Origin of the sequence: Vibrio quintilis, from assembly GCF_024529975.1 — a bacterium.
GTDB lineage: Bacteria > Pseudomonadota > Gammaproteobacteria > Enterobacterales > Vibrionaceae > Vibrio > Vibrio quintilis.
Map to the genome: position 1 here is coordinate 269,206 of NZ_AP024897.1, position 22,337 is coordinate 291,542.

Here is a 22,337-nt window from a genome sequence, read left to right on the forward strand (position 1 = left end):
GGAGCCCATAGGGCTCCTTTATTTTTATCACACTGTTAAATCATGTATTTTCTTCTGTGCGTTTTTTGCATCTTTACTGTTTTTTCCTCATAATATTCCCCCTTTCTGTATGATAACGAAGTAGCCGTGATTACTGTCGAGCAAATCAATAAAAGCTTTTCTTTAGCTGCATCCCCATGGCAACGCTTGCGGGATACTGTCTGGCCGCAAAAATCCGGACCCCGTTTTCAGGCCCTGAAAAATATCAGCTTTATCGCAAGATCTGGAGAAACACTGGGTATTGTTGGTCACAATGGCAGTGGTAAATCGACTTTATTACAAATTATTAGTGGTGTGCTTTCAGCTGATTCTGGTCACATTCAGGTCGAGGGGCGTATTGCTGCATTGCTGGAACTTGGTTCTGGTTTTAATCCTGAATTTACCGGCAGACAGAATGTTTACTTTAATGCGCAGCTTTTAGGCTTATCTCAGCAGCAGGTTGATGAAAAGCTGGCGGATATTCTGGCATTTGCCGATATCGGAGATTTTATTGAGCAACCTGTAAAGTGTTATTCCAGTGGGATGATGTTACGACTTGCCTTTTCGGTCGTCATGCACATTGACCCGGATATCCTGATTGTGGATGAAGCATTGGCGGTTGGCGATGATGCCTTTCAGCGTAAATGTCATGCCAAATTAAAGCAGTTACAATCCCGGGGTGTCACTTTGTTATTTGTGTCTCACTCTGCGGGTCAGGTGATTGAACTATGTGACAGAGCGATTTTACTGGACCATGGTGAATTATTAATGGAAGGCTCCCCGAAAGACGTCGTACAGCAGTATCATAAATTACTTCACTTACATGGCCCGGAAAGGAATGAATACCGGGAGATGATACAGCGTGGTTTGGCGCAATCAAAAGCCGCAAAAGATGAAGCGGTGGATTCACGGAAAGAAAGAGCAGCATCAGGAACATTTGATCCGTCACTTCAGCCTGCGTCCAGCGTATGGTATCAAAGCCAGGGCGCACAAATTTCAGATCCGCATATCGAAAATATCAATCAAGAGCGGGTTAATTTGCTGACGGCAGGGGATGATTATGACTATGTTTACCGTATTCATTTTGACTCAGAAGCATTTGAAGTCGGGGCCGGGATGATGATTAAAACCGTCTCGGGCTTCGAATTAGCCGGAGGCACTTCGATTCGTGATCATCAATTGAGAATTCCGTATGTGGCTGCCGGACAAAAAGTTGAAATGCGTTTTCGTTTTACCTGTCAGTTGCCAAATGGCAGTTATTTTCTGAACTGCGGTTGCTCTGCACTCGTTGAGGGTGAAAGACGTTTTCTCCATCGTGGTGTTGATGCTGCCATGTTTACGGTGATGGAGCAAAGCACGCATATGACCGGTGCCGTAGATATAATCCAATCTATTTGTAGTAAAGTGATTCATGAAACGTCCTAATCTGTTTATTCTTGGTGGGCAAAAATGTGGCACCACAGCACTGGCTCATTTTCTTGGGCAGCATCCGGAAATTTTTATCGCTGAGGGAAAAGAAGCCCATATTTTTGATCATCCTGAGATAGAACCTTCTGACCATCAACAGCTTGATAGTGCATACTGTCACTTCTTCCGGGAAGGTCAGTCACAAAACTATTATTGCGATGCGACGCCAATTTATAGTTACTGGACTGATTTGCTGCCTTTCATCGCGGATTATAGCCCCGATGCAAAAATTATTTTTATGGTCAGAGATCCGGTTGAACGGGCCGTATCACAATACATGATGGAAAGTAACAGAGGTTATGAGCGATTACCCATGCTTCAGGCTTTTCTTAAAGAGCCTGAGCGCTTGTTGCAGGCTCAGCAAAACAGAAAGGAATGGATGTCTCCTTCCCGCTGGGCATCCTATTTGGATCGGGGGTATTTTCAGCAACAGCTGGATGTGATTCGCTCCGTTTTTTCTGAAGATCGGCTGTTGATACTACATAATGATGATTTGCGCCATTGTCATGATGATACACTCAGCCGGGTCTATCAATTCCTGCATGTTGAGTATTTAAAAACAGAACCCAAAACTGTATTTTCGGGAAATTACCGGAAAAAAACGATGCTTGATTATCTGGCCCGGCGATATGCCCGCTGGAAATTGAAAGATGAAATACAGTTTGTGCGCCAGTTTCGTCAATCCAACGATTAAAAAAGTGAACTATGAAATCATTAATGACTGAAAATAATGCTTCTCTCCCGGAGAAATCAGCTTCTGCCCGCGTGGTCGTTGTGCTGGGAATGCACCGGAGTGGTACCAGTGCGTTAACCAAGGCTTTGAATGTTTTGGGTGTTTCACTCAGTGAAAACCTGATGCCTGAAGGGGAGTTTAACCCGAAAGGTCACTGGGAAGATCTGGATATCGTTGCGATTAATGAACAGCTGCTTTCTCATCTTGGATTGATGTGGTTCACGCCGGTACAGCCGGAGATTGATTTTACTGATCCTGTTGTTGTCCGGTTACTTGAACAAGCCGTTGATTTAGTTTCCCGGCGAATTCAGACCTATGCTTTATGGGGATTTAAAGACCCAAGAACACCGTTTCTGTTGCCCTTCTGGAAAGAAGTGTTTCGCCTGGGTGATGTTAAGGCTGACTATATCTTTATTCACCGGAATCCACTGGATATCAGCCGCTCATTGAACAAGAGAAATAACTTCTCTCACCGGCACGCTTACCTGCTATGGCTTTACCATACAGCCGCTCAGTTGTCTATCCTGAAGGATGAGTCAGTCTTCTGGCTGACATTTGAACAGTTGATCACTGAGCCTTATCAAATGCTTGAGGCGCTGACCTCATTTTTATCGATTACCGGCATCGCTCAGGAAGTGATTGATGATTATTGTGAGCAGTTTATCGACCGGTCATTAAATCATAGTATGACTCAGACAGAAGCACTGCAAAATGATCCTGAAGCTTTCTATCCTGTGGTTGGATTTCATCAGTTACTTGAGCGGTTGGCGCGTCAGGAGTTATCTTTAGCGCAGTGGTTTAATGCAGAAGAAAGCAGGTTGTTGACCGAAGATCTGCCACCAGTATTGGCAGAGCAACATCAGTACTGGTTATCTGTCAGCGATATTGTGATGGCGCTGTTTCATAAAAATGTTCTGAACACCGAGTTCAGAGATCAAATCAAACATACTGAGTTAAGAAATGAACAGCTCGTGGTTGATTCACGGAACCGGCAGGCTGAGTTACAAATTTCAATCGAAAAGCTTCGCTCTGATATTAAGCAGACACATAGTCAGTTAAATGACTCGATGCAAGAGCTAGCTTTGTATCAAACCGCTTTACAAGAAGAAAAAGAGTCAAAAGCTGAATATGTAGAACAAACCCGTCAGGAGAGATTGCATCTGCAGAATGAAATAGAGCAGCACCGGCAGGCCTTGAACGCTGTCTATCACTCCACATCGTGGAAAATCACCAGGCCGGTTCGTCAGGGTAAAGAATTATTGAAAAAAGCTGCTGATTTACCTGAATTAGTGCATAAGCATGGCGGTGTTATCAGTCTGGTTAAAAAAGTTGTCCGTGTTCTCAGACAGCAGGGGATGAGCGGATTACGTTATAAGGCGACCACAGAGCCTGTGATTGATTATGGTCAATGGTTAGCCCGTTACGGCTCATTATCTGATGAGCAGATAACTGAAATGAATAAACGGGTCGACAGTCTGGCAAATCGTCCTCTGATATCTGTGTTGATGCCAGTTTATAACCCACCGGTTGATTATCTGAAAGAAGCCATAGAATCTGTTCGTGGGCAGGTCTATCCAAACTGGCAATTATGTATTGCGGATGATGCCTCGACTGATCCACAGGTCTGGAAAACACTGACCGAATATGCAGCAAAAGATGCCAGAATTCAGATAGTTCAGCGCGAAGAAAACGGCCATATTTCTCTGACGACAAACAGTGCGCTGGCGCTGGCTGAGGGGGAGTATGTTGCGTTGATGGATCATGATGATAAATTAGCGCCCGATGCCTTGTTCTGGGTTTCTGAAGCCATTCAAAATAATGAAAATGTCGCGATGATCTATTCGGATGAAGACAAAATTACCGCCGATGGTGTGACGCGTTATGATCCGAACTTTAAGCCTGACTGGAATCCCACGTTGCTGCTGAGTCAGAATTATGTGTCTCACCTGGGGGTTTATCGCAGTGATATTGCCAGAGAGATTGGCGGCTTCAGAAAAGGCTATGAAGGCGCGCAGGACTGGGATTTTGCTTTGCGGTTTGTGGAAGCAATTAAGCGGGAGCAGATTGCTCATATTCCCCGGATTTTATATCACTGGCGGGCTATTGAAGGGAGTACCGCCGTTGATGAAGAAGAAAAACCTTATGCATTAGAAGCAGGGCTCAAAGCTGTGGAGGAGCATTTACAGCGTCAGAAAAAGTCCGCTGTCGTGTCTCAACACCCGGAACGTCATTATGCGAGAGTCGCGTATCAAATCCCGGCTCCGGCACCGTTGGTCAGTATTGTTATCCCAACCCGGAATGGTCTGGATGTCTTATCTGTCTGTCTTGAATCCGTGCTGGAGAAGACGACTTATCCGAATTACGAAATAATCATTGTTGATAATGGCTCAGACTGTGAAGAGACACTGAATTATTTACAAGATTTAGTTGAAAAAGAATCACGGGTTAAAGTGATGCGGGACGACAGCCCGTTTAACTATTCAGCAATAAACAATAAGGCTGTTGCTGCTTCATCCGGAGACATCATCACACTGCTGAATAATGATATCGAAGTCATTACACCGGACTGGCTGACAGAAATGGTGGGTTATGCGATTCAGCCTGAAAATGGCGCAGTGGGTGCCCGGTTGTGGTATCCGGATAATACCTTGCAACACGGTGGTGTGATTCTGGTTGGCGGTGTAGCCGGACATGCTCATAAAAACCTGCCCAAAGGGATGCCAGGCTATTCTTGCCGGGCAATTGTGCCGCAGAATTTCTCTGCTGTCACAGCAGCCTGTCTGACGATTCGTAAAGAAGTTTTTGAACAGGTATCCGGGTTGAATGAAAAAGATCTGAGTGTTGCTTTTAATGATGTTGATTTCTGCCTGCGGGTTCAGGAAGCGGGTTACTTTAATGTCTGGACGCCTTATGCAGAGTTATACCACTATGAGTCAAAAACCCGCGGCTTAGAAGATACACCGGAAAAAATTGCCCGCTTTCAGAAAGAGGTGGAGTATATGCAAAATCGCTGGGGAACCCTTTTGCTTCAGGATCCTTGTTATAATCCAAATCTGACGCTGGCCAGAGAAGACTTTTCCCTGGCTGAAGTTCCCCGGGTGTAATCCCGGCTCATTACGTCTGAGCTATACCAATCGAGTCAATAAATTGACTCGATTGGTTGACGGAATATTGTATCAGTGGCTATGAAGGTAGGTTTTGTTTGCTGTGGTACAAAATTTGCATTGAATATTTTATGTAATAATACATCGTTGTTTTATGCGGTAAGTTAGGTCCCATCTTGTATAACCAATGTTGAAAGGCTGACTGAACATTCGGTTACAGAATATAACGAGGAATGTTATGAATAATTTCAAGGCACTTTTTCTGGCTACCCCACTCATTTTATTAAATGGTTGTGGCAGTGAAAGTTCTGGTTCTGCTCCTGTCAGTAAATACAATCTTCAGTTTGTTTCACTAAAAGTTCTTGATGAAGATGAAGTAAATAGCAATTGCGAGATTTATGGACGTAAAGAAATCTACGATACTTCAAGTGATTCATCTTCAGATGATTCTTCTTCAGATGAACCAGACTCTGTTAACGTTGTTGTCGCTCAGAAGTCAACCGGATCATTATTGACTGCGTATATCCAGGATAACACCGGAGCCGTGACAGCAACATATAATACCGCAACATCTTCAAATTGGTCTTCCGATGGTAAACTGACTATTGTTGCTTCCGACGTTCCGGCGAATGGCTATGTGACAATTACCAGAAAATTACCCGGAAGTACGACAACTTATGCGTTAACTTTGCAGAAATCATTCCTGCAAACAAATATGACGATCAATACGGTGCTTTCTGAGGTGACTGCCGAGACTTGTGTCACGGGATCATCTGAGTCAAAAATTTATGAGAGAACCGGTTCAATTGATCAGGATGGTGATGGTTTTGGTATCTTTGGTTTTAGTACCTTAGAAGGGATCTTCCAGGGTTTCTCAGGTCAGAGTATTGAAATGGAGTCACCAAGTTCGACTTTCCTGGCTACACGTCACGTTCGTGAGTCTGATGACTCTGCCGGAGAAATTAAGGGCTATCGTTTTATCACTTTGGGACAAGTCAGTGAAGATTCAGCCATTGAATTGAAAACAGCTGACAGCGGTGATATGACAGGTGATATTTCATGGGTTGCCCCACAAGATATGTCTTTAACAGCGAAAGCTGAAATGAATGTATATAAGAGCGGCACTGGGGCGCTTCACTGGCAATATCTGCCTCAGACAGGAACCGGTACATATGGGTATGCGAGTGCTGTTGGCGGCAGTAACTATTACGTTTCCACTCAGGGAACTTATAATCAGTGGACTGTCAATGAAACACAGGCAATCTCTTCCCCGGCTAACGGGCTGGATTTATCAACCGCATTATCTGCAAAAACATTGCCAGCTGTTGCAACCAGTGAGCTGGTGAGCTGCTCAACTTCTGCTGTTGGTAGTTGCTTACAAACCTATTCAGATTTAGGGGCTTCACTAACGGCACAAAGAACTTATGTATCTATAAATAATGGCTCGGGTACCGAAGTAAAACAGGTCATATATAGTACACCTCAAGCTCTGGTACCGATGTTATCGTTCAATGATTCTGATTTAGATAACCTTTGGAGTAACAGCTTATCTGTGAGTGAAGTTTCCTTACTCATGGGAACAACAAGCAGTGAAGTCAAAGATATATTTACCCGTCAGTACTTTGATAGTTTTGCGGTAGCTGAGAACACATTTGATAATGGCAATAAATTCACAGATAGTATTTCTATAGCGACACCATTAGGTGATAAGAAAGAAAATGAGAACTATCTGAAGCGTACTAATAATTTGCAGCTTCAGTACCATGAAACGAAATAAAAGCTGATTTGCTAAAACAAAAAAGGAGACATTTGATGTCTCCTTTTTTGTAGAAGTAACTATTTCATAATGAAGCAATGATGAAGATAATCAAGCCGGACGATATTTAAGTAAGTTGATCAGGTGTAATCGCGGAAGTCACCGTGTTATCAGAATAAGTTACCGAAGTTCTTGTCGTCAATGGTTTCACTTCATACAAAGCAGATTTTGCCGCAGTGCTTTTCCCTTTCCTGGGAATGCAGCAAAACTTCAGAACACTCATTACATGCCAGAAGAAGAATTTACTGAATAGCTTTTTACTGGCTCGTTGACGCCAGTGCAGTGCTTTCACATTCTCTGCGAGTTTAATTGATATCCCCATCGAAGAAGCTCTGCGGCTGAAATCAATGTCTTCACAATACATAAAAAATCTTTCATCAAGGCCGCCTAGTTCCTGATACAAACTTGCTCTTAATGCCAGAAAAGCACCACTTGCCCAGTATGTTCCCTGTGTTGGCAAACTCTGGGTTTTTCGGTTGATCATTGTTGAGCGATCGCCAAATAAGTAGGTCCGGACAAACTGACGGAACTGAGGATATAAACGGATATTGTCATCTGGGACCATCCAGGAGCGCTCTAAAAATAAATTTCCTGCTATCAATTCTTTTTCCGATGTCATTAATGACATGCGGAGTTCAGGAATTGTATTGGGTGTCAGCTCTATATCAGGGTTGAATAACAGAAAATAGTCATCTTTCTGTGGTGTTAAATTTTGCAGATAGTACCGGAAATTTAAATTATTATTACGTGCAAACCCCTGAGGCTGATTATTGGATAAATAGATAATATTATTTTCCAGACAATATTCTCTCAGCTCGCGGCTTTTGGCATTATCCCGACACAGCACAACAATATCATCAGCCTTGGCAAGCTTTTTCAAGGATGCCAGATGAATGATCATTTCAGTATGGTGATGAGAAATTGTGGATACAATAATTCGCATGATTTTTGGCTATTTGTTGTCTGAATAAATTGTTTTGTTGCGCCCAAAGCGGGATTCTACTTGGACTGCAAGATTTTATCAACCACTACACTTCGGAGAGCAAGACTGTTTTCCTGTTGATGCGGCTGATTAATAAGTTGACGCTAACATTGTAAAGTCCGAAAACTGTCAAAAAAGCATAAAACATGATTGAGTCGGGAATATTTTTCATATCACAAACAATCCCTGTTCCGCTAAGTAAAACAGACACCCCTGCTAATGTAAGCAGCGTCTTTGTTTTCGATAGTCCCAGTTTCAGCAGAATATGATGAATATGCGTTCTGTCTGCCTGAAAAGGAGATTGTTTCTTTCTTATGCGTCTTACTATTGTTGCAACCATATCCATTAACGGTATTGCAATAATCCAAAGCGCTGTAACCGGTTTTATCACTTGTAACGGTTGCTGAGTTGATTGTAGTAGAAACCAGAGAACTGTCCAGCCAATCACCATACTTCCTGCATCTCCCATAAAAATCCGGAATCTTTTTCCCAATAATCCCATATTCAAAAGCAGGTAAGCACTCATGATTATAATTAACGAGAGACAAACGTAAGCCAGATTTACCTGACCGTGGTAAAGAAGCAGAATGGCGAGACTGGAAAAGATGATAATAGATAAAGAGCCCAGTAACCCATCAAGTCCATCAATCATATTAAATGCATTAATTGCACTAATAACAGCCAAAATCGTTACAGGGAGATACCAGGAGGGGAAATTTAAGGAGATATCCCCGATTAAAAAACCGAAATACTGAAGCTTCAGATTGGCTCCAAAAACCATCAGTAATGCGATAAGAGTCTGTACAGCTAACCGGAATTTAATGCCAAGTCCTTTTTTATCATCCAGTGCGCCAACTACAGCCAGAATGGTAACACCAAACATATGAACCGGTGCAGCAGGAATTAATGAGGTGTGTCGGGATAAGAAAAAAAGATAGCAAATGGTAATTGCGATACCCCCAACAATCGGTACTGAGCCCTGGTGTTGTTTACGGGCGTCCGGAATATCCACAAGACTGATGGCCTTAGCGACTTTCCTTGAGATGAAAAGTACGATGACCGAAATAAAGAAAAGAGATAAAAGTTCAATACCGTTAATCACAAATTCAACCGCGCCCGCTTGTGTTACTAAAAAATAAATTCATTTCTGTCATACATTATTTATGTTTCCGGTTCCCGGGTGGGGTAAGGGATTCACTTCTGCAACTGTACACCAATATTTGAAGTGCCTTCTTCCCTGAGTTCATCTCTCAAATCTTTGATGAGATCTACATTATGCTCATTAGCATCTTTCAACGGGCGGAATATTGCCCATTGAACATCCCATTCAGCACAGATGGATGGGTTCTCTTTCTGATTCTCATTGGTTATTTGTAAATTGTTCTGAACTTCTTCCAGTTGTGCCACTGTGCCAACAGATATGGTACTGACCTGCAGCATGGTATCCGGCATAATTTCTTTATCAAGCAGGCAGTGTAGCGTTGCTGACAAAGCTTCACAGGCATCGATTGCCGGATAAACTGCATAAGTATCAAATTCTTCTGTCGCCGGTATGACTTCTTCCAGTTTTTCTAACTGCCGTTCAAAGTTGATCCGGGCGTTTTTTACAGTCAGGTATTCCCAAACAGTATCGAGAATTTGCCGGTAAATGTTTGGTTCAGCATACTGTGTATGATGACAAAACATAGCATAATTGGGATACATGCGCTCACAAAGACAAGCCATAAAGGTTACTTGTTGCCAGGAGGCTAATTTTTCAAGACGGAGTTGCAGCGGATTCTTTAGCATATTCATTTTACGCATGAGTCAAAAAACACCGTGCAGTGTACTTGATAATGTCCGGAGAAAAAAGTCAGAGGAACAGATGTTAGCGAAGCTATTGAAAGAAATACGTCAGTGTCGTTTATGTGAACCGGTGTTACCCCTGGGAGCCAACCCGGTCATTCAGGCCCACCCGGATGCAAAGATACTTATTGTCGGTCAGGCACCCGGAACCCGGGTTCACCGGACTTCAGTGCCGTGGAATGACCCCAGCGGTGAACGTTTGAGGCAGTGGCTTCAGATAGACCGGGAAACATTTTATACCCCGGAAAAGATTGCCATTATGCCAATGGGGTTGTGTTATCCGGGGAAAGGGCATTCAGGTGACTTGCCGCCAAGGAAGGAATGTGCACCACAATGGCATGGACGCGTGCTGAATGAGTTACATAATATTCAGCTGACGCTGCTCATCGGCCAGTATGCTCAGGCATATTATTTAAACGACAAGCCAAAGACTTTGACTGAAACGGTACATGAATGGCGGCGATGGTATCCGGACTTTTTTCCGTTGCCGCACCCTTCTCCCAGAAATACGTTCTGGCTAAGGAAAAATGCATGGTTTGAGTGTGAAGTCCTTCCGCAGATTCGCCAGCGTATTCGCCTGATTTTGTCTGACGAGCCTTTATCAACCCCCGGATCTCCAAAAGTAAAAAATGTGTAAAAACTGTCATGATACTTCAAGTTAGTATGAGCTGCTATGCATTACCGGCGAGAAAAATTGTGAGTTATTGCTCAGTTTATCGTTAAAATTTCCTTAAATTAACAAAAGAACGTCGACAAACCTTTGCCAGACAGGGTCTTTTTGCTTTAGAGTGGCTCTGGTTCGATAACATGTAGAAGGGAAACCTAATGAACAAGACCCAATTAATAGACTTCATTGCAGAAAAAGCAGATCTATCTAAGGTGCAGGCAAAGGCCGCTCTGGAAGCAACTTTAGGCGCAGTTGAAGAAGCACTGAAAGAAGGCGACCAGGTTCAGCTAATTGGTTTTGGTACATTCAAAGTTAATCATCGCGCAGCTCGTACAGGTCGTAATCCTAAAACAGGTGAAGAGATCCAAATTGCAGCTGCAAATGTTCCTGCATTTGTTGCCGGGAAAGCACTGAAAGAATCGGTGAATTAATTTATAATACGCCAAGGCATCACTCTTTGATTTCTTGGCGTATTTTTATGAAACGATTTATTTTTCTTAGTTGTTTATCAATTTTTCTTTTTGGATGTTCTTCCTCTCAAAATTCTCCGTCTTTGAAAAAGCTTGAGCAGTTGTCCGGTGGTGAACGGATGGGCGATGCTGTGAGTCTTTTCTGGTACAGCGATCATGCAGGTTCTCCTTATTCCGCATCTGATTACATTCAGTCAGACTCTGATGGCGGGTATCAAACCAGTTACCGCTGGCAGGGCTCTGTATTAAAAGAATTATTTCGTGAAGGAACACAGGTTGCTTCAGAAGATATATTAGTCCCTTTTAAAGTGCATATCCGGTTTGATAAAAATGGGGATGCGGTTTACCAACAGTACCGGTTGAATGGCAAAGTTTTGCCGCTATCGGCAGAATTGTTAACTCAATATAAAAATCAGGCAAATGCGATTGTCGCTGCGGTGAAAAAGCAGGACAAGCAGGGGTTAGAGCTGATTCAGGGCGTATGGCATGGTGATTATTTTGAAACCTGTTCTGGTTATGAATATGAACGGGTTGAATTCAACCAGACATTACCAAGCTTTGTGATTAATCGTTTATCCGATCTGGACAATTATATGGCTTTTCTTGGCAAGGTAAAAAATAACCGGGTCTATGTGGAAGAACTGCTGGTATTAGCAGATGAAGATCATAAGTGTATTGTCCGTCCGGATTTAATCCCGGAATCCTGAGCATGAAAAAGCCGGGGTCATCTTCATTCCCCGGCTTATCTGTCATGATTGACAGCTTCAGTGCTTATTGCTGTTCACGGGCAATTGCACGATAGCCGATGTCGCTACGGCAGAAGGCGCCGTCCCAGTCAATTTGTTTTGCAAGTGCATAAGCGCGTTGTTGTGCTTCTGATACAGAACCCCCGAGTGCGGTGGCACAAAGTACCCGGCCACCATTGGTGACAACCTGACCTGCTTTCAGTGCTGTCCCTGCATGGAAGACTTTTCCGTCAGCTGAAGTACTCTCCGGTAGCCCGGTGATGACATCACCTTTGTTGTAACTGCCCGGATAGCCGCCTGCAGCCAGCACAATCCCGACAGAAGCTCTGGTATCCCATTTTGATTCTGCCTGATCAAGCTTTTTATCCAGCGCAGCAAAACAGAGTTCAACCAGATCAGACTGCATCCGCATCATAATCGGCTGAGTTTCCGGATCGCCGAAACGACAGTTGTATTCAATCACCTTCGGTGTGCCTTCTGCGTCGATCATCAGTCCGGCATAGAGGAATCCGGTATAAGGGTGTCCTTCCTGAGCCATCCCTTCAACGGTGGGCTGAATCACTTGTTCCATGATGCGCTGATGAATTTCAGCCGTCACAACCGGAGCGGGTGAATACGCGCCCATCCCACCAGTATTCGGCCCGGTATCTTTATCACCGACCCGCTTATGGTCCTGGCTGGTTGCCATTGGCAGGATATTCTTCCCATCTACCATGACAATGAAACTGGCTTCTTCACCTTCCAGAAATTCTTCAATCACAACCCGGCTGCCCGCATCTCCGAAAGCATTGCCTGCAAGCATATCTTTGATGGCTGCTTCTGCTTCTTCCAGTGTCATCGCGACAATTACGCCCTTACCTGCGGCAAGCCCATCAGCTTTAATGACAATTGGCGCACCCTGCTGACGAACATACGCCAGCGCAGGTTCAATTTCCGTAAAGTTTGCATAGGCTGCGGTCGGAATATTGTGACGTGCCAGAAAATCTTTGGTAAAGGCTTTTGAACCTTCCAGCTGAGCAGCGCCTTTTGTCGGGCCAAAAATTGGCAGCCCGGCTTCCTGAAAGGCATCTACCACACCAATCACTAACGGTGCTTCAGGGCCAACAATCGTCAGGTCGATGGATTTCTCTTTTGCAAATGCGACCAGTGACTGAATGTCTTCCACATCAATGTTGACATTCTCCAGCTTCGGCTCCGAAGCTGTGCCTGCATTGCCCGGAGCAACGAATACAGTTTGAACCTGAGCATTCTGTGCGACTTTCCATCCCAGCGCATGCTCTCGTCCGCCTGAACCGATAATCAGTACATTCATGAAAATGCATTCCTTCATATTAAATTGGCTTACGCTCAAAGCGTAAGCCATAAAGTTGGATGAGAATAATGTTTAGTGTCTGAAATGACGCATACCGGTAAAGATCATGGACATTCCATGTTCATCTGCGGCAGCGATGACTTCGTCATCACGCATGGAACCACCTGGCTGAATTACACAGGTAATTCCTGCTTCAGCAGCGGCATCAATACCATCTCGGAACGGGAAGAATGCATCAGAGGCCATGACAGAACCTTCAACTTTCAACCCTTCATCAGCAGCTTTGATACCCGCTATTTTGGCAGAATAAACGCGGCTCATCTGGCCAGCGCCAACGCCAATCGTCATATCGCCTTTGGCGTAAACAATCGCATTGGATTTCACATATTTCGCCACTTTCCAGCAGAACAGTGCGTCTTTAATTTCTTCAGCAGATGGATGGCGTTTTGAGACGATTTTAAGATCTTCCAGTCCAACCATACCCTGATCACGATCCTGAACCAGTAAACCGCCATTGACGCGTTTCACATCGTAACCGGATGTTTTACCTTGCCAGTAACCACACTCCAGCAAGCGGACGTTTTTCTTCGCTGCTACAACTTCAACTGCCTGAGGTGTAACTTCCGGTGCAATAATAACTTCCACAAACTGGCGCTCAACAATCGCTTTCGCTGTGGCTTCATCCAGCTCACGGTTAAAGGCAATAATACCGCCAAATGCAGAGGTTGGATCGGTCTGGTAAGCACGGTTATATGCAGTGAGAATGTCTTCGCCTAAAGCGACACCACATGGGTTCGCGTGTTTAACGATGACGCAGGCCGGTTCATCAAACTCTTTCACACACTCAAGTGCTGCATCCGTATCCGCGATATTGTTGTAAGACAGAGCCTTGCCCTGAATCTGCCGTGCTGTTGAAACAGAAGCTTCTTCCGGCTGACTTTCAACATAGAATGCCGCTGCCTGATGACTGTTCTCACCATAGCGCATATCCTGTTTTTTACTGAATTGCATGTTGAACGTGCGGGGGAACTGAGACGCTTCATCGCCCTCTTTGTTCTCACCGTAAGAAGGTACCATCGTACCGAAATAGTTGGCAATCATACCGTCATAAGCTGCGGTATGTTCAAAAGCTGCAATTGCCAGATCGAAGCGTGTTTTGTATGTCAGTGAATTCTCATTGGCATCCATTTCAGCAATGACGCGATCGTAATCATTCGCTTTGACCACAATCGAAACATCTTTATGGTTTTTCGCCGCTGAACGAACCATCGTCGGGCCGCCGATATCAATGTTTTCAACCGCATCTTCTAATGTGCAGTCCGGGTTTGAAACCGTCGCAGCAAACGGATAAAGGTTCACGACAACCATATCAATCGGCTGAATGTCGTGTTGGGCCATGATGGCGTCGTCCTGTTCCCGGCGACCTAAGATACCGCCATGAACTTTCGGGTGCAGTGTTTTTACACGGCCATCCATCATTTCCGGGAATCCGGTGTAATCAGATACTTCTGTTACCGAAATCCCTTCTTCAGCCAGAAGACGGGCAGTGCCACCGGTAGAAAGAATATCGACCCCACGGTCAGCCAAAGCTTTGGCAAACCCGACAATACCTGTTTTATCTGAAACGCTAATCAGCGCGCGGCGAATCGGACGAGCGTTATTCATGCTTCCTGTTCCTCAAATCACGGAGTTAATCGAATGACATTGATGTCAGAATTTTGTGGCGCACATTCTAACGAATTAAATAAAAAAAAGCTCGCGCAATCGTTTGGCATCGCAAAAAAATCAGGAAATCATGGTTTTTATTCTCTGACTTCGACCATATAAGAGGTTTTTTCTTTCGGGACAAAATGACCGATTGACCAGCACTGCATGTCTTTTTGCCGGAAGAACTGCCGGATGAACTCCTCCTGACCTGCTTTGACGGCGAACATGAGTCCGCCGGATGTCTGAGGATCGCAAAGCAGGGCTTTTTGATCAGAAGTGAGTGGGCTGATTTTGTGACCATAGCTGGCGAAATTGCGATCCATGCCTCCCGGTGTACAGCCCATCCCGATGTAGTCCAATGTACCGGGAATTGACGGAATGTCTTTAAACTGAATTCTGGCTGCCAGATCAGCACCCTCACACATTTCACTTAAGTGACCAAGCAGGGCAAAGCCGGTGACATCGGTCATGGCTGAAACAGCTTCAAGCTGAGCAAGTTCGCTGCCCGCCTGATTGAGTGTACACATCCATTTTCTTGCAATGCCACGATGTTCCGGTTTCAGTTTCGATTGTTTCTCTGCATGACTGAAAATACCAATGCCAAGGGGTTTGGTTAAGAAGATGCTATCACCGGCCTGAGCCTGATTGTTTCGTTTGATATATTCAGTCGGGACAATGCCGGTAACCGCCAGACCAAAGATGGGCTCCGGTGCATCTATCGAGTGACCTCCAGCCAGTGCGATGCCCGCTTCCCGGCACATGCTGCGTCCACCATCAATCACCTGTTGGGCGATATTTGTTGAAAGTGTGTTGACCGGCCAGCCTAAAATCGCAATCGCCATGATGGGTTTTCCACCCATGGCGTAAATATCACTGATGGCGTTGGCTGCTGCAATCCGGCCAAAATCAGCAGGGTCATCAACGATGGGCATGAAAAAGTCAGTGGTACTGATAACCGATGTTCCGTTACCTAAGTCATAAACGGCGGCATCGTCTTTGTGTTCATTTCCGACTAACAGATGGGGGTCATGAAAAGCTGTCAGTTGAGTTTTCAGAATTTGATCAAGAACTTTCGGGGATATCTTGCAACCGCATCCACCCCCGTGACTGTACTGTGTTAAGCGAACTGAAGACATGATGATGACCTTTGATAAATCAGAGACAGAGCTTGAAGCTAACAACATAATTCTTTGTCAGCCTGAACGGGTTGATTGATATCAACGATCACACATACATCTTGCTGCCACGGTCACAGGGTTGCTTATGGTTGTGATGATCTTTATCAGAATAAGCCGATGAAAAGACTCACATCCCTCTGATTCATATCAAGGAATTTGAATGATGGCTTCTTTAGCATGACGAATTGTGGAATGAGATGGGGTCTGGTGGCCCTCCCGGTCTTCAAAACCGATGTGAGCCGAAAAGGCTCTGGTAGGTTCGATTCCTGCCTCTTCCGCCAAATTAATCCCTTTTCCTGAATGACCGTATTTCGGTTGAACCCCCGGATTCCGTTAAACTGTGCAGGATATGAGACATACGATATGACAGCGAATCACTCTGCATCTCCCCATCCATACTGGTTACCCCAGGTTGAACAACTGCTTCAGCAGGATACCATACAGCCCTGTATTGAGGCGATCAGCCGCCCGGTTGTAACCGGGATTATCCGGCAGGTACTGGCGGATATTCGCCGATCTGAGCATTTTAAAACACAGGGCGGGCAGAATCTGGATATCACCGGCATGATTGTCAGCGCCTGTGAAAACCGGAAAAGAGATCGACAGAGCCGGGTGCTGAATGCGACGGGGATTATTGTGCATACCAACCTCGGGCGTTCTCCGGTTGATCCGCAGCTATGGCAGCAGGTGACAGAACTGAATACCGGTTACTGTAATCTGGAAATGTCATTACATGACGGTAAAAGGGGAATGCGAAATGGCCTGTTACCGACGCTGATACATCACTGGACGGGTGCCGAAGATGCACTGATTGTTAATAACAATGCTGCTGCGGTTTATCTGATTCTGACGGCTCTGGCATCTGGCAAAGAAGTCATTGTTTCCCGCGGGGAGCAGGTACAGATCGGCGGCGGCTTCAGAATTCCTGATATTCTCGCTCAGTCCGGGTGTCGGCTGGTGGAAGTCGGGACCACCAATATCACTACGGCTGAGGACTATCTGAATGCGGTTACAGATGACACTGCTCTGGTGCTGATGGTGCATCAGTCAAACTTCTCCATTCAGGGCTTTACTGAAGCGCCGGATATTCGTGAAGTGGCGAAAAACTTACCGCAGCATGTCCGGCTGGTGGTCGATCAGGGCTCCGGGCTGTCTGATGAAACCTATGCTGAAGGTGAAACATCGCTGCGGCAGTATTTGAATCAGGGTGTTGATCTGGTGTGCTGTTCCGGAGATAAAATTCCAGGTGGACCGCAGGCGGGTATCATCGCCGGAAAAGCAGAATTGATCCGGACTCTGGCAAAACATCCGATGATGCGGGCCTTCCGGCCGGGACGTATTGTTTTGTCTTTGCTGGAAGCACTGCTGGTTGAAAAGCTGAATCGTTCTCCGGCGGGTGAGGGCATTGCTGAACGTCTAATCAGACGGTTACCGGAACTTGAAAACTGGGCTGATGAGCTTGCTGAACGCTGGGCACCTTATGCCCGCAAAGTCATGCTGGAAACGCAGGTCGGTGGGGGTTCTGTTCCGTCTGAAACCTACGCCGCTTACGGCCTCGTGCTGGATCTGCCCGGAAAGCCACAGTCACATCTGGCTGCGCTGCGGCAACTGCCTGTCCCTGTGATTGGTTATATTCGTCATCAGCAACTGTATTTAAATCTGTCGACCCTGCTGGCGCATGACCGGGAGATGTTTACGGCGCAGCTCAGCGACTATTTAGATGGTCTGTCTGAATGATCGGCAACGAAATCGTGTCCTGTAAGAAAATCATATTGACCATGAGTACTATTGACCATGAGTACTATTGACCATAAGAGCTATTGATTATGCCAACAAGCCTTCTGACGCCACCTGAACCTTATCACGCTATTATCGGGTTAGCGGGGCATGTCGATCATGGTAAAACCACCTTGATTGAAGCATTAACCGGCATCGTCACCAGTCGTCCCCATGAGCAGCAACTGGGCATGACGCAGGATCTGGGGTTTGCCCATTTCTCAGATGAGGATGGCAATACCATTGGTGTGGTCGATGTACCGGGCCATGAACGCTATCTGCGCAATATGGTGGCGGGCGTCTGGCATATTAATGTGTTATTGCTGGTGGTTTCAGCGGAAGAAGGCTGCATGCCAATGACCTTAATGCACACTCTGGTTGCCAGAGCCATGGGGGTCCGGCATATCGTCGTCTGTCTGAGCAAATCGGATAAAGTGCCGGATGAGCAACTGGCAGAGACTGAAGAATTGGTGCTGGAAACCATTATGGATGCGTCTGGTATTGTGCCGGAAATCATACCGGTCAGTGCGGTCACCGGAAAAAATATCCAGCAGCTGAAAACGCTCCTGATACAACAGGCAAAAGCTTCAGCAGAGTGTATGCAGCGGGAAAAGAGTCCGGCACTGATGTATGTTGACCGTGCATTTGTTGTCAATGGGATTGGCACGATTGTGACCGGCACTTTAGCCGCCGGTGCTCTGAAAACCGGCGATAAACTGCGTTGTGAGCCTGCCGGAATGACGGGCGCGATTCGTTCTGTGCAGACTTATCATCAGCAAACTGACGAAGCGGTTGCAACCAGCCGGGTTGCGGTCAATATCAAAGGGCTGACCCGCAAGCAGGTCCGGCGTGGGAGTCTGTTATTTGCGCCGGATGCGCCGGTCTCGATGCAGACACAATGTATTGTGCGTGTCCGGCAGTTTGATTTAACCACAGAAACTGTGCCTTCCGGACGCAATAAGGTGGTTGAGGTTGCATCAGGCAGCTGGCATGGCGAAGCCCGTTATATTCCGCTGCCGGACAGTGATCTCGCCCGGCTGGTTTTTTCTCAGCCGGTGCCGGTTTATTTTGGCCAGCGGATGGCCATCATCCCGGATATTAATCGCAGTCTCGTGATTCAGGGTGAAGTGCTTTGGTGTGATTTTATTCCCAGGCACCGCAAGCGGCAGATTTATGATCACCTGCAATGCCTGCCTGAAACCCTGACCCCACAGTCGCAGCTGGATATTTTGCTGGAATTGCAGGGATTTTATCCGGTGGCGCTGCATCCCTCTGATTCCCCCGTTGCCGTGACTGAACATCAGAGACAACTGGGCGACTTTATCGTGGCTTCATCATGGCTTGAAACGATGAAACAATCTGTCATGAATATGCTGGCACCGGGGCAGACTTACAGCACCGCAGAGCTGGCTTATGCCGTGAAAACCGATGAAGCTGTGTGCGCTGAAATACTGAAGTTATTGAAAGCTGCGGGACAGATTCATCTGAAGTTTGCTAAATGGCATGCGGGAGAAGGCAGCAGTGAAGATGATTTGCCTCCGGAGGCTCAGGCGATACTCAGGCAGGCCCGAAGTTTGGGCAAAGAAGGTTTAGAAACCAATAAAACCGATTTAGGCAAAGATAAAAAGTGGCTGCGTCAGCTGGTGCATCAAAAGTATCTGGTGGCGATTGATCAACAGATTTATTTCGATGGCGGTGTTTATCTTGATCTGGTGAAGTCTGTGGTTGCTGAGCGCCAGCCGGAAGATACGATTTCCCTGCAGGAGATTAAAGGTATTGTTGAGCTGAGCCGTAAGTACCTGATTCCGTTTGTGAATAAAATGGAGAAAGATGGCTGGCTGCGCCGGCATGAAGAGGTCCGGATTATTTTAAAATCCTGGAAGTCCTGACTTTCAGACAGAATCACCCGCAGGGCGTGAGCTGAATCATGTACCTTCAGGTGGTCTGGGTATAAATAGTCAGGATCAATCATAAAAAGGCGCTTTATCCGCGAAAGATAAAGCGCCGGTTCATTCCCTCAATCAATTGGCTGCGTCAGCAAATTCACATCAGGCGTTTTCTACATGGGATCTCAGGCGCGACTTCATATTGCTGTATTCCGTCTGCACATAATTTTCCGCCCACAACTGATCTTCAATTGCTTCGACTTTCACCGCGCAATATTTATATTCAGGTGTGCTGGAAATTGGATCTACGTGCTCAATGGTCAGCTCGTTACAGGCGCCAATCCACCACTGGTAAGTCATATACACCACACCTTGGTTGATGCGTTCACTGCAATTAGCGCGAGAGATGACTTTACCCCGGCGGGAGGCAATCCAGACCAGCTGCTGGTCTTTGATCCCCAGTTTTTCGGCATCGGCCGGATTCATCTGAACATAACCCGGTTCATCGGCGAGCGTCGATAACGCACTACAGTTGCCGGTCATTGAACGACATGAGTAGTGGCCGACTTCGCGGACGGTCGAGAGCACCATCGGGTAGGCTTCATCCGGTTGTTCGAGCGGCGGACGCCACTCAGCTGCAATCAGCTGACCTTTTCCGGAAGGTGTCGAGAACTTATTGCCTTCGAACAGGAAAGAGGTTCCCGGATGATCTTCTGTCGGACATGGCCACTGAACAGACTTCAGCCCTTCCAATTTCTCGTAGGTTGCCCCTGCATACAATGGTGCTAATGAGCGCAGCTCATCCCAAATCTCTTTGGTATTGTTGTAATGCATCGGATAACCCATTTTCGTCGCAAGCAAACTGAAAATTTCCCAGTCCGGTTTGACACCTTCAGGGGGTGTGACGGCTTTGTAGAAGCGTTGGAAACCACGGTCAGCACTTGAATAAACACCTTCATGTTCACCCCAGCTGGTGGCCGGGAAGACGACGTCTGCCATTTCAACGGTTTTGGTCATGAAGATATCTTGCGCAATCACCAGCTCCATCTTACGCAGGGTTTCGCGCATGGCGTTCAGATCGGCTTCAGTCTGGGCCGGATCTTCACCGAAGATGTAATAAGCTTTACAGATGCCTTCTTCCGCTTTATGGCCAACCTGTGTCAGGCGATATCCTGGTTTGGATGAGAGTTTCACGCCCCAGGCCTGTTCGAATTTGGCCCGGATTTCATCATTCTCAACCGACTGATATCCCGGAAACTGGTGCGGTAACATACCCAGGTCACAGGTGCCCTGTACGTTGTTCTGACCACGAACCGGCCCGCATCCGACGCCACGGCGCCCGAAGTTGCCTGTCAGCAGTGCCAGACCGGCAAGCCCGCGAACCACATCCACAGCCTGACTGTATTGCGTCACACCCATTCCCCACAAAATCATGGCTTCAGGTGCTGCGGCATAAGTCCGGGCAGCCAGACGAACGTCTTCTGCTTTCAGTCCGGTAATGTGTTCAACTTTTTCCGGTGCGTAGTTCATCACAACCTGACGGAATTGATCAAATCCTTCCGTATATTGCTGAACATAGTCACGGTTATAGAGTTGTTCTTCTATGAGTGTATAAGCGAGTGCATTGACCAGCGCCATATTGGAGCCGTTTTTCAGTGGCAGCCATTGATCGGCAATTCTTGCAGACTCAATTTTGCGTGGGTCGCATACAATGACTTTTGCACCTTTTGCACGTGCTTTGATGATATGTCTTGCTACAACCGGGTGAGAGTCAGCCGCGTTGTAACCGAATATGAGCAAACATTTTGTGTCTTGAATTTCAGGAATGGCGTTGCTCATGGCACCATTACCTACTGTTGTCTCCAGACCGGAGACTGAAGGCGCGTGTCACACCCTGGCGCAGTGATCGACGTTATTCGTCCCTATCACAGCACGGGCCAGTTTCTGCATGACAAAGTTCGCCTCGTTACCCGGACCGCGGGCAGAGCCTGTGGTCATGATGGCGTCGGGGCCGTACTTCTCTTTAATTGCTAACAGTTTTTCTGCTGCAAAATCCAGCGCTTCGTCCCAGGAAACAGCTTCCAGCTTCGCATCCTTTGTACGACGAATCATCGGTTTTGTCAGACGGGGTGTTAACAGGTTGGTGTCATTCAGGAAATCCCAGCCGTAATAGCCTTTCAGGCACAGCTGACCTTCATTTGTTCGTCCGTTCAGGGGCTCGGCGCTGATGACCTTGTTGTTTTCAACAACCAGGTTCAGCTTACATCCGGTACCACAATAGGGACAAACCACGATTGATTTCTTCATACATACCCTCTTTGTTTTCCATATAGTTTATGACAGCCGGGCCGGGCGATTTGGTGAGAAACGGCCCGGCCAGCATAAACCCGTTTTTAATCACGTTCACAAACCAGAATCGTGTTGCTGAAACCGGAGTGACCGTAAGAGCAGATCAATACTCAGCAGATAAATAGCACAACATATGCCAGGATTGAAGATGGAATGAAACTTAAATAACTGATTGTTTTATAAGGTAGTGTAAAAAGTAACTCAGCTCATCTCCAGCGTGTTTGTCAGGCAGATATTGTTGATTTCGTCAAAAGCGTCAGGTTTCGACATGCTCGTTTGTT

The 22,337-nt window shown here is 46.2% G+C and carries 16 protein-coding genes and 1 tRNA gene; 10 read left to right on the forward strand and 7 right to left on the reverse strand.

The window, feature by feature from the left end:
* The first annotated feature begins 126 nt into the window (after positions 1-126).
* The 4 genes from OC443_RS01315 to OC443_RS01330 all read left to right on the forward strand — a co-directional run bounded on the left by OC443_RS01315 (position 127) and on the right by OC443_RS01330 (position 7,099).
* Positions 127-1,443 carry an ABC transporter ATP-binding protein gene (locus OC443_RS01315; RefSeq protein WP_083601689.1) on the forward strand — a complete coding sequence of 439 codons (1,317 nt, stop codon included), beginning with the start codon at positions 127-129 and terminating at the stop codon, positions 1,441-1,443.
* Entirely contained in the window at positions 1,430-2,179 is a 750-nt protein-coding gene (locus OC443_RS01320; RefSeq protein ID WP_073584645.1) for a sulfotransferase family protein, read from the forward strand. Before OC443_RS01315 ends, OC443_RS01320 begins: the two co-directional genes overlap by 14 nt.
* A gap of 23 nt (positions 2,180-2,202) precedes the next feature.
* Positions 2,203-5,322, forward strand: coding sequence for a glycosyltransferase (locus OC443_RS01325; RefSeq protein WP_073584643.1), 3,120 nt, complete (start codon positions 2,203-2,205; stop codon positions 5,320-5,322).
* A gap of 238 nt (positions 5,323-5,560) precedes the next feature.
* Positions 5,561-7,099, forward strand: a complete 1,539-nt coding sequence (locus OC443_RS01330; RefSeq protein ID WP_073584642.1) for a hypothetical protein — start codon at positions 5,561-5,563, stop codon at positions 7,097-7,099.
* Positions 7,100-7,205: 106 nt separating this feature from the next.
* On the opposite strand, the gene OC443_RS01335 is transcribed toward OC443_RS01330, so the two are convergent.
* The 3 genes from OC443_RS01335 to OC443_RS01345 all read right to left on the reverse strand — a co-directional run bounded on the left by OC443_RS01335 (position 7,206) and on the right by OC443_RS01345 (position 9,908).
* The gene (locus OC443_RS01335) at positions 7,206-8,081 is read right to left on the reverse strand and encodes a glycosyltransferase family protein (RefSeq protein WP_073584640.1); all 876 of its coding nucleotides are present in this window, start codon (positions 8,079-8,081) and stop codon (positions 7,206-7,208) included.
* An 85-nt stretch (positions 8,082-8,166) separates the two neighbouring features.
* Positions 8,167-9,222: a UDP-N-acetylglucosamine--undecaprenyl-phosphate N-acetylglucosaminephosphotransferase gene (gene wecA, locus OC443_RS01340; RefSeq protein WP_073584639.1), complete on the reverse strand. Its 1,056-nt coding sequence runs from the start codon at positions 9,220-9,222 to the stop codon at positions 8,167-8,169.
* Positions 9,223-9,314: 92 nt separating this feature from the next.
* The gene (locus OC443_RS01345; protein WP_073584787.1) at positions 9,315-9,908 is read right to left on the reverse strand and encodes a YjaG family protein; all 594 of its coding nucleotides are present in this window, start codon (positions 9,906-9,908) and stop codon (positions 9,315-9,317) included.
* Between the two features lie 76 nt (positions 9,909-9,984).
* On the opposite strand from OC443_RS01345, the gene OC443_RS01350 reads away from it, so the two are divergent.
* The 3 genes from OC443_RS01350 (at position 9,985) to OC443_RS01360 (ending at position 11,809) form a co-directional block, all read left to right on the forward strand.
* On the forward strand, positions 9,985-10,602 hold the full coding sequence (locus OC443_RS01350) for a uracil-DNA glycosylase family protein (protein WP_073584785.1): 618 nt from the start codon (positions 9,985-9,987) through the stop codon (positions 10,600-10,602).
* Positions 10,603-10,790: 188 nt separating this feature from the next.
* A complete protein-coding gene (gene hupA / locus OC443_RS01355) occupies positions 10,791-11,063 on the forward strand; it encodes a nucleoid-associated protein HU-alpha (RefSeq protein ID WP_073584638.1) in 273 nt (90 codons plus the stop codon).
* Positions 11,064-11,110: 47 nt separating this feature from the next.
* Positions 11,111-11,809, forward strand: coding sequence for a DUF1481 domain-containing protein (locus OC443_RS01360; protein ID WP_073584636.1), 699 nt, complete (start codon positions 11,111-11,113; stop codon positions 11,807-11,809).
* Positions 11,810-11,873: 64 nt separating this feature from the next.
* On the opposite strand, the gene purD is transcribed toward OC443_RS01360, so the two are convergent.
* The 3 genes from purD to selD all read right to left on the reverse strand — a co-directional run bounded on the left by purD (position 11,874) and on the right by selD (position 16,006).
* Positions 11,874-13,160: a phosphoribosylamine--glycine ligase gene (gene purD, locus OC443_RS01365; protein WP_073584635.1), complete on the reverse strand. Its 1,287-nt coding sequence runs from the start codon at positions 13,158-13,160 to the stop codon at positions 11,874-11,876.
* Positions 13,161-13,232: 72 nt separating this feature from the next.
* A complete protein-coding gene (gene purH / locus OC443_RS01370) occupies positions 13,233-14,825 on the reverse strand; it encodes a bifunctional phosphoribosylaminoimidazolecarboxamide formyltransferase/IMP cyclohydrolase (protein WP_073584634.1) in 1,593 nt (530 codons plus the stop codon).
* A 137-nt stretch (positions 14,826-14,962) separates the two neighbouring features.
* Complete coding sequence (gene selD / locus OC443_RS01375; protein ID WP_262021694.1) at positions 14,963-16,006, reverse strand: selenide, water dikinase SelD; 1,044 nt, start codon at positions 16,004-16,006, stop codon at positions 14,963-14,965.
* A 228-nt stretch (positions 16,007-16,234) separates the two neighbouring features.
* Here selD and OC443_RS01380 point away from each other — a divergent pair.
* From OC443_RS01380 to selB, 3 genes are all read left to right on the forward strand, one after another.
* Positions 16,235-16,326, forward strand: a tRNA-Sec gene (locus OC443_RS01380).
* 82 nt (positions 16,327-16,408) lie between these two features.
* Positions 16,409-17,782 (forward strand): L-seryl-tRNA(Sec) selenium transferase, encoded by a 1,374-nt coding sequence (selA, locus tag OC443_RS01385; protein WP_073579265.1) that lies wholly within the window; start codon positions 16,409-16,411, stop codon positions 17,780-17,782.
* Positions 17,783-17,871: 89 nt separating this feature from the next.
* On the forward strand, positions 17,872-19,710 hold the full coding sequence (gene selB / locus OC443_RS01390) for a selenocysteine-specific translation elongation factor (protein ID WP_073579249.1): 1,839 nt from the start codon (positions 17,872-17,874) through the stop codon (positions 19,708-19,710).
* A gap of 159 nt (positions 19,711-19,869) precedes the next feature.
* On the opposite strand, the gene fdhF is transcribed toward selB, so the two are convergent.
* Positions 19,870-22,014 carry a formate dehydrogenase subunit alpha gene (fdhF, locus tag OC443_RS01395; RefSeq protein ID WP_083601473.1) on the reverse strand — a complete coding sequence of 715 codons (2,145 nt, stop codon included), beginning with the start codon at positions 22,012-22,014 and terminating at the stop codon, positions 19,870-19,872.
* Between the last annotated feature and the right edge of the window lie 323 nt (positions 22,015-22,337).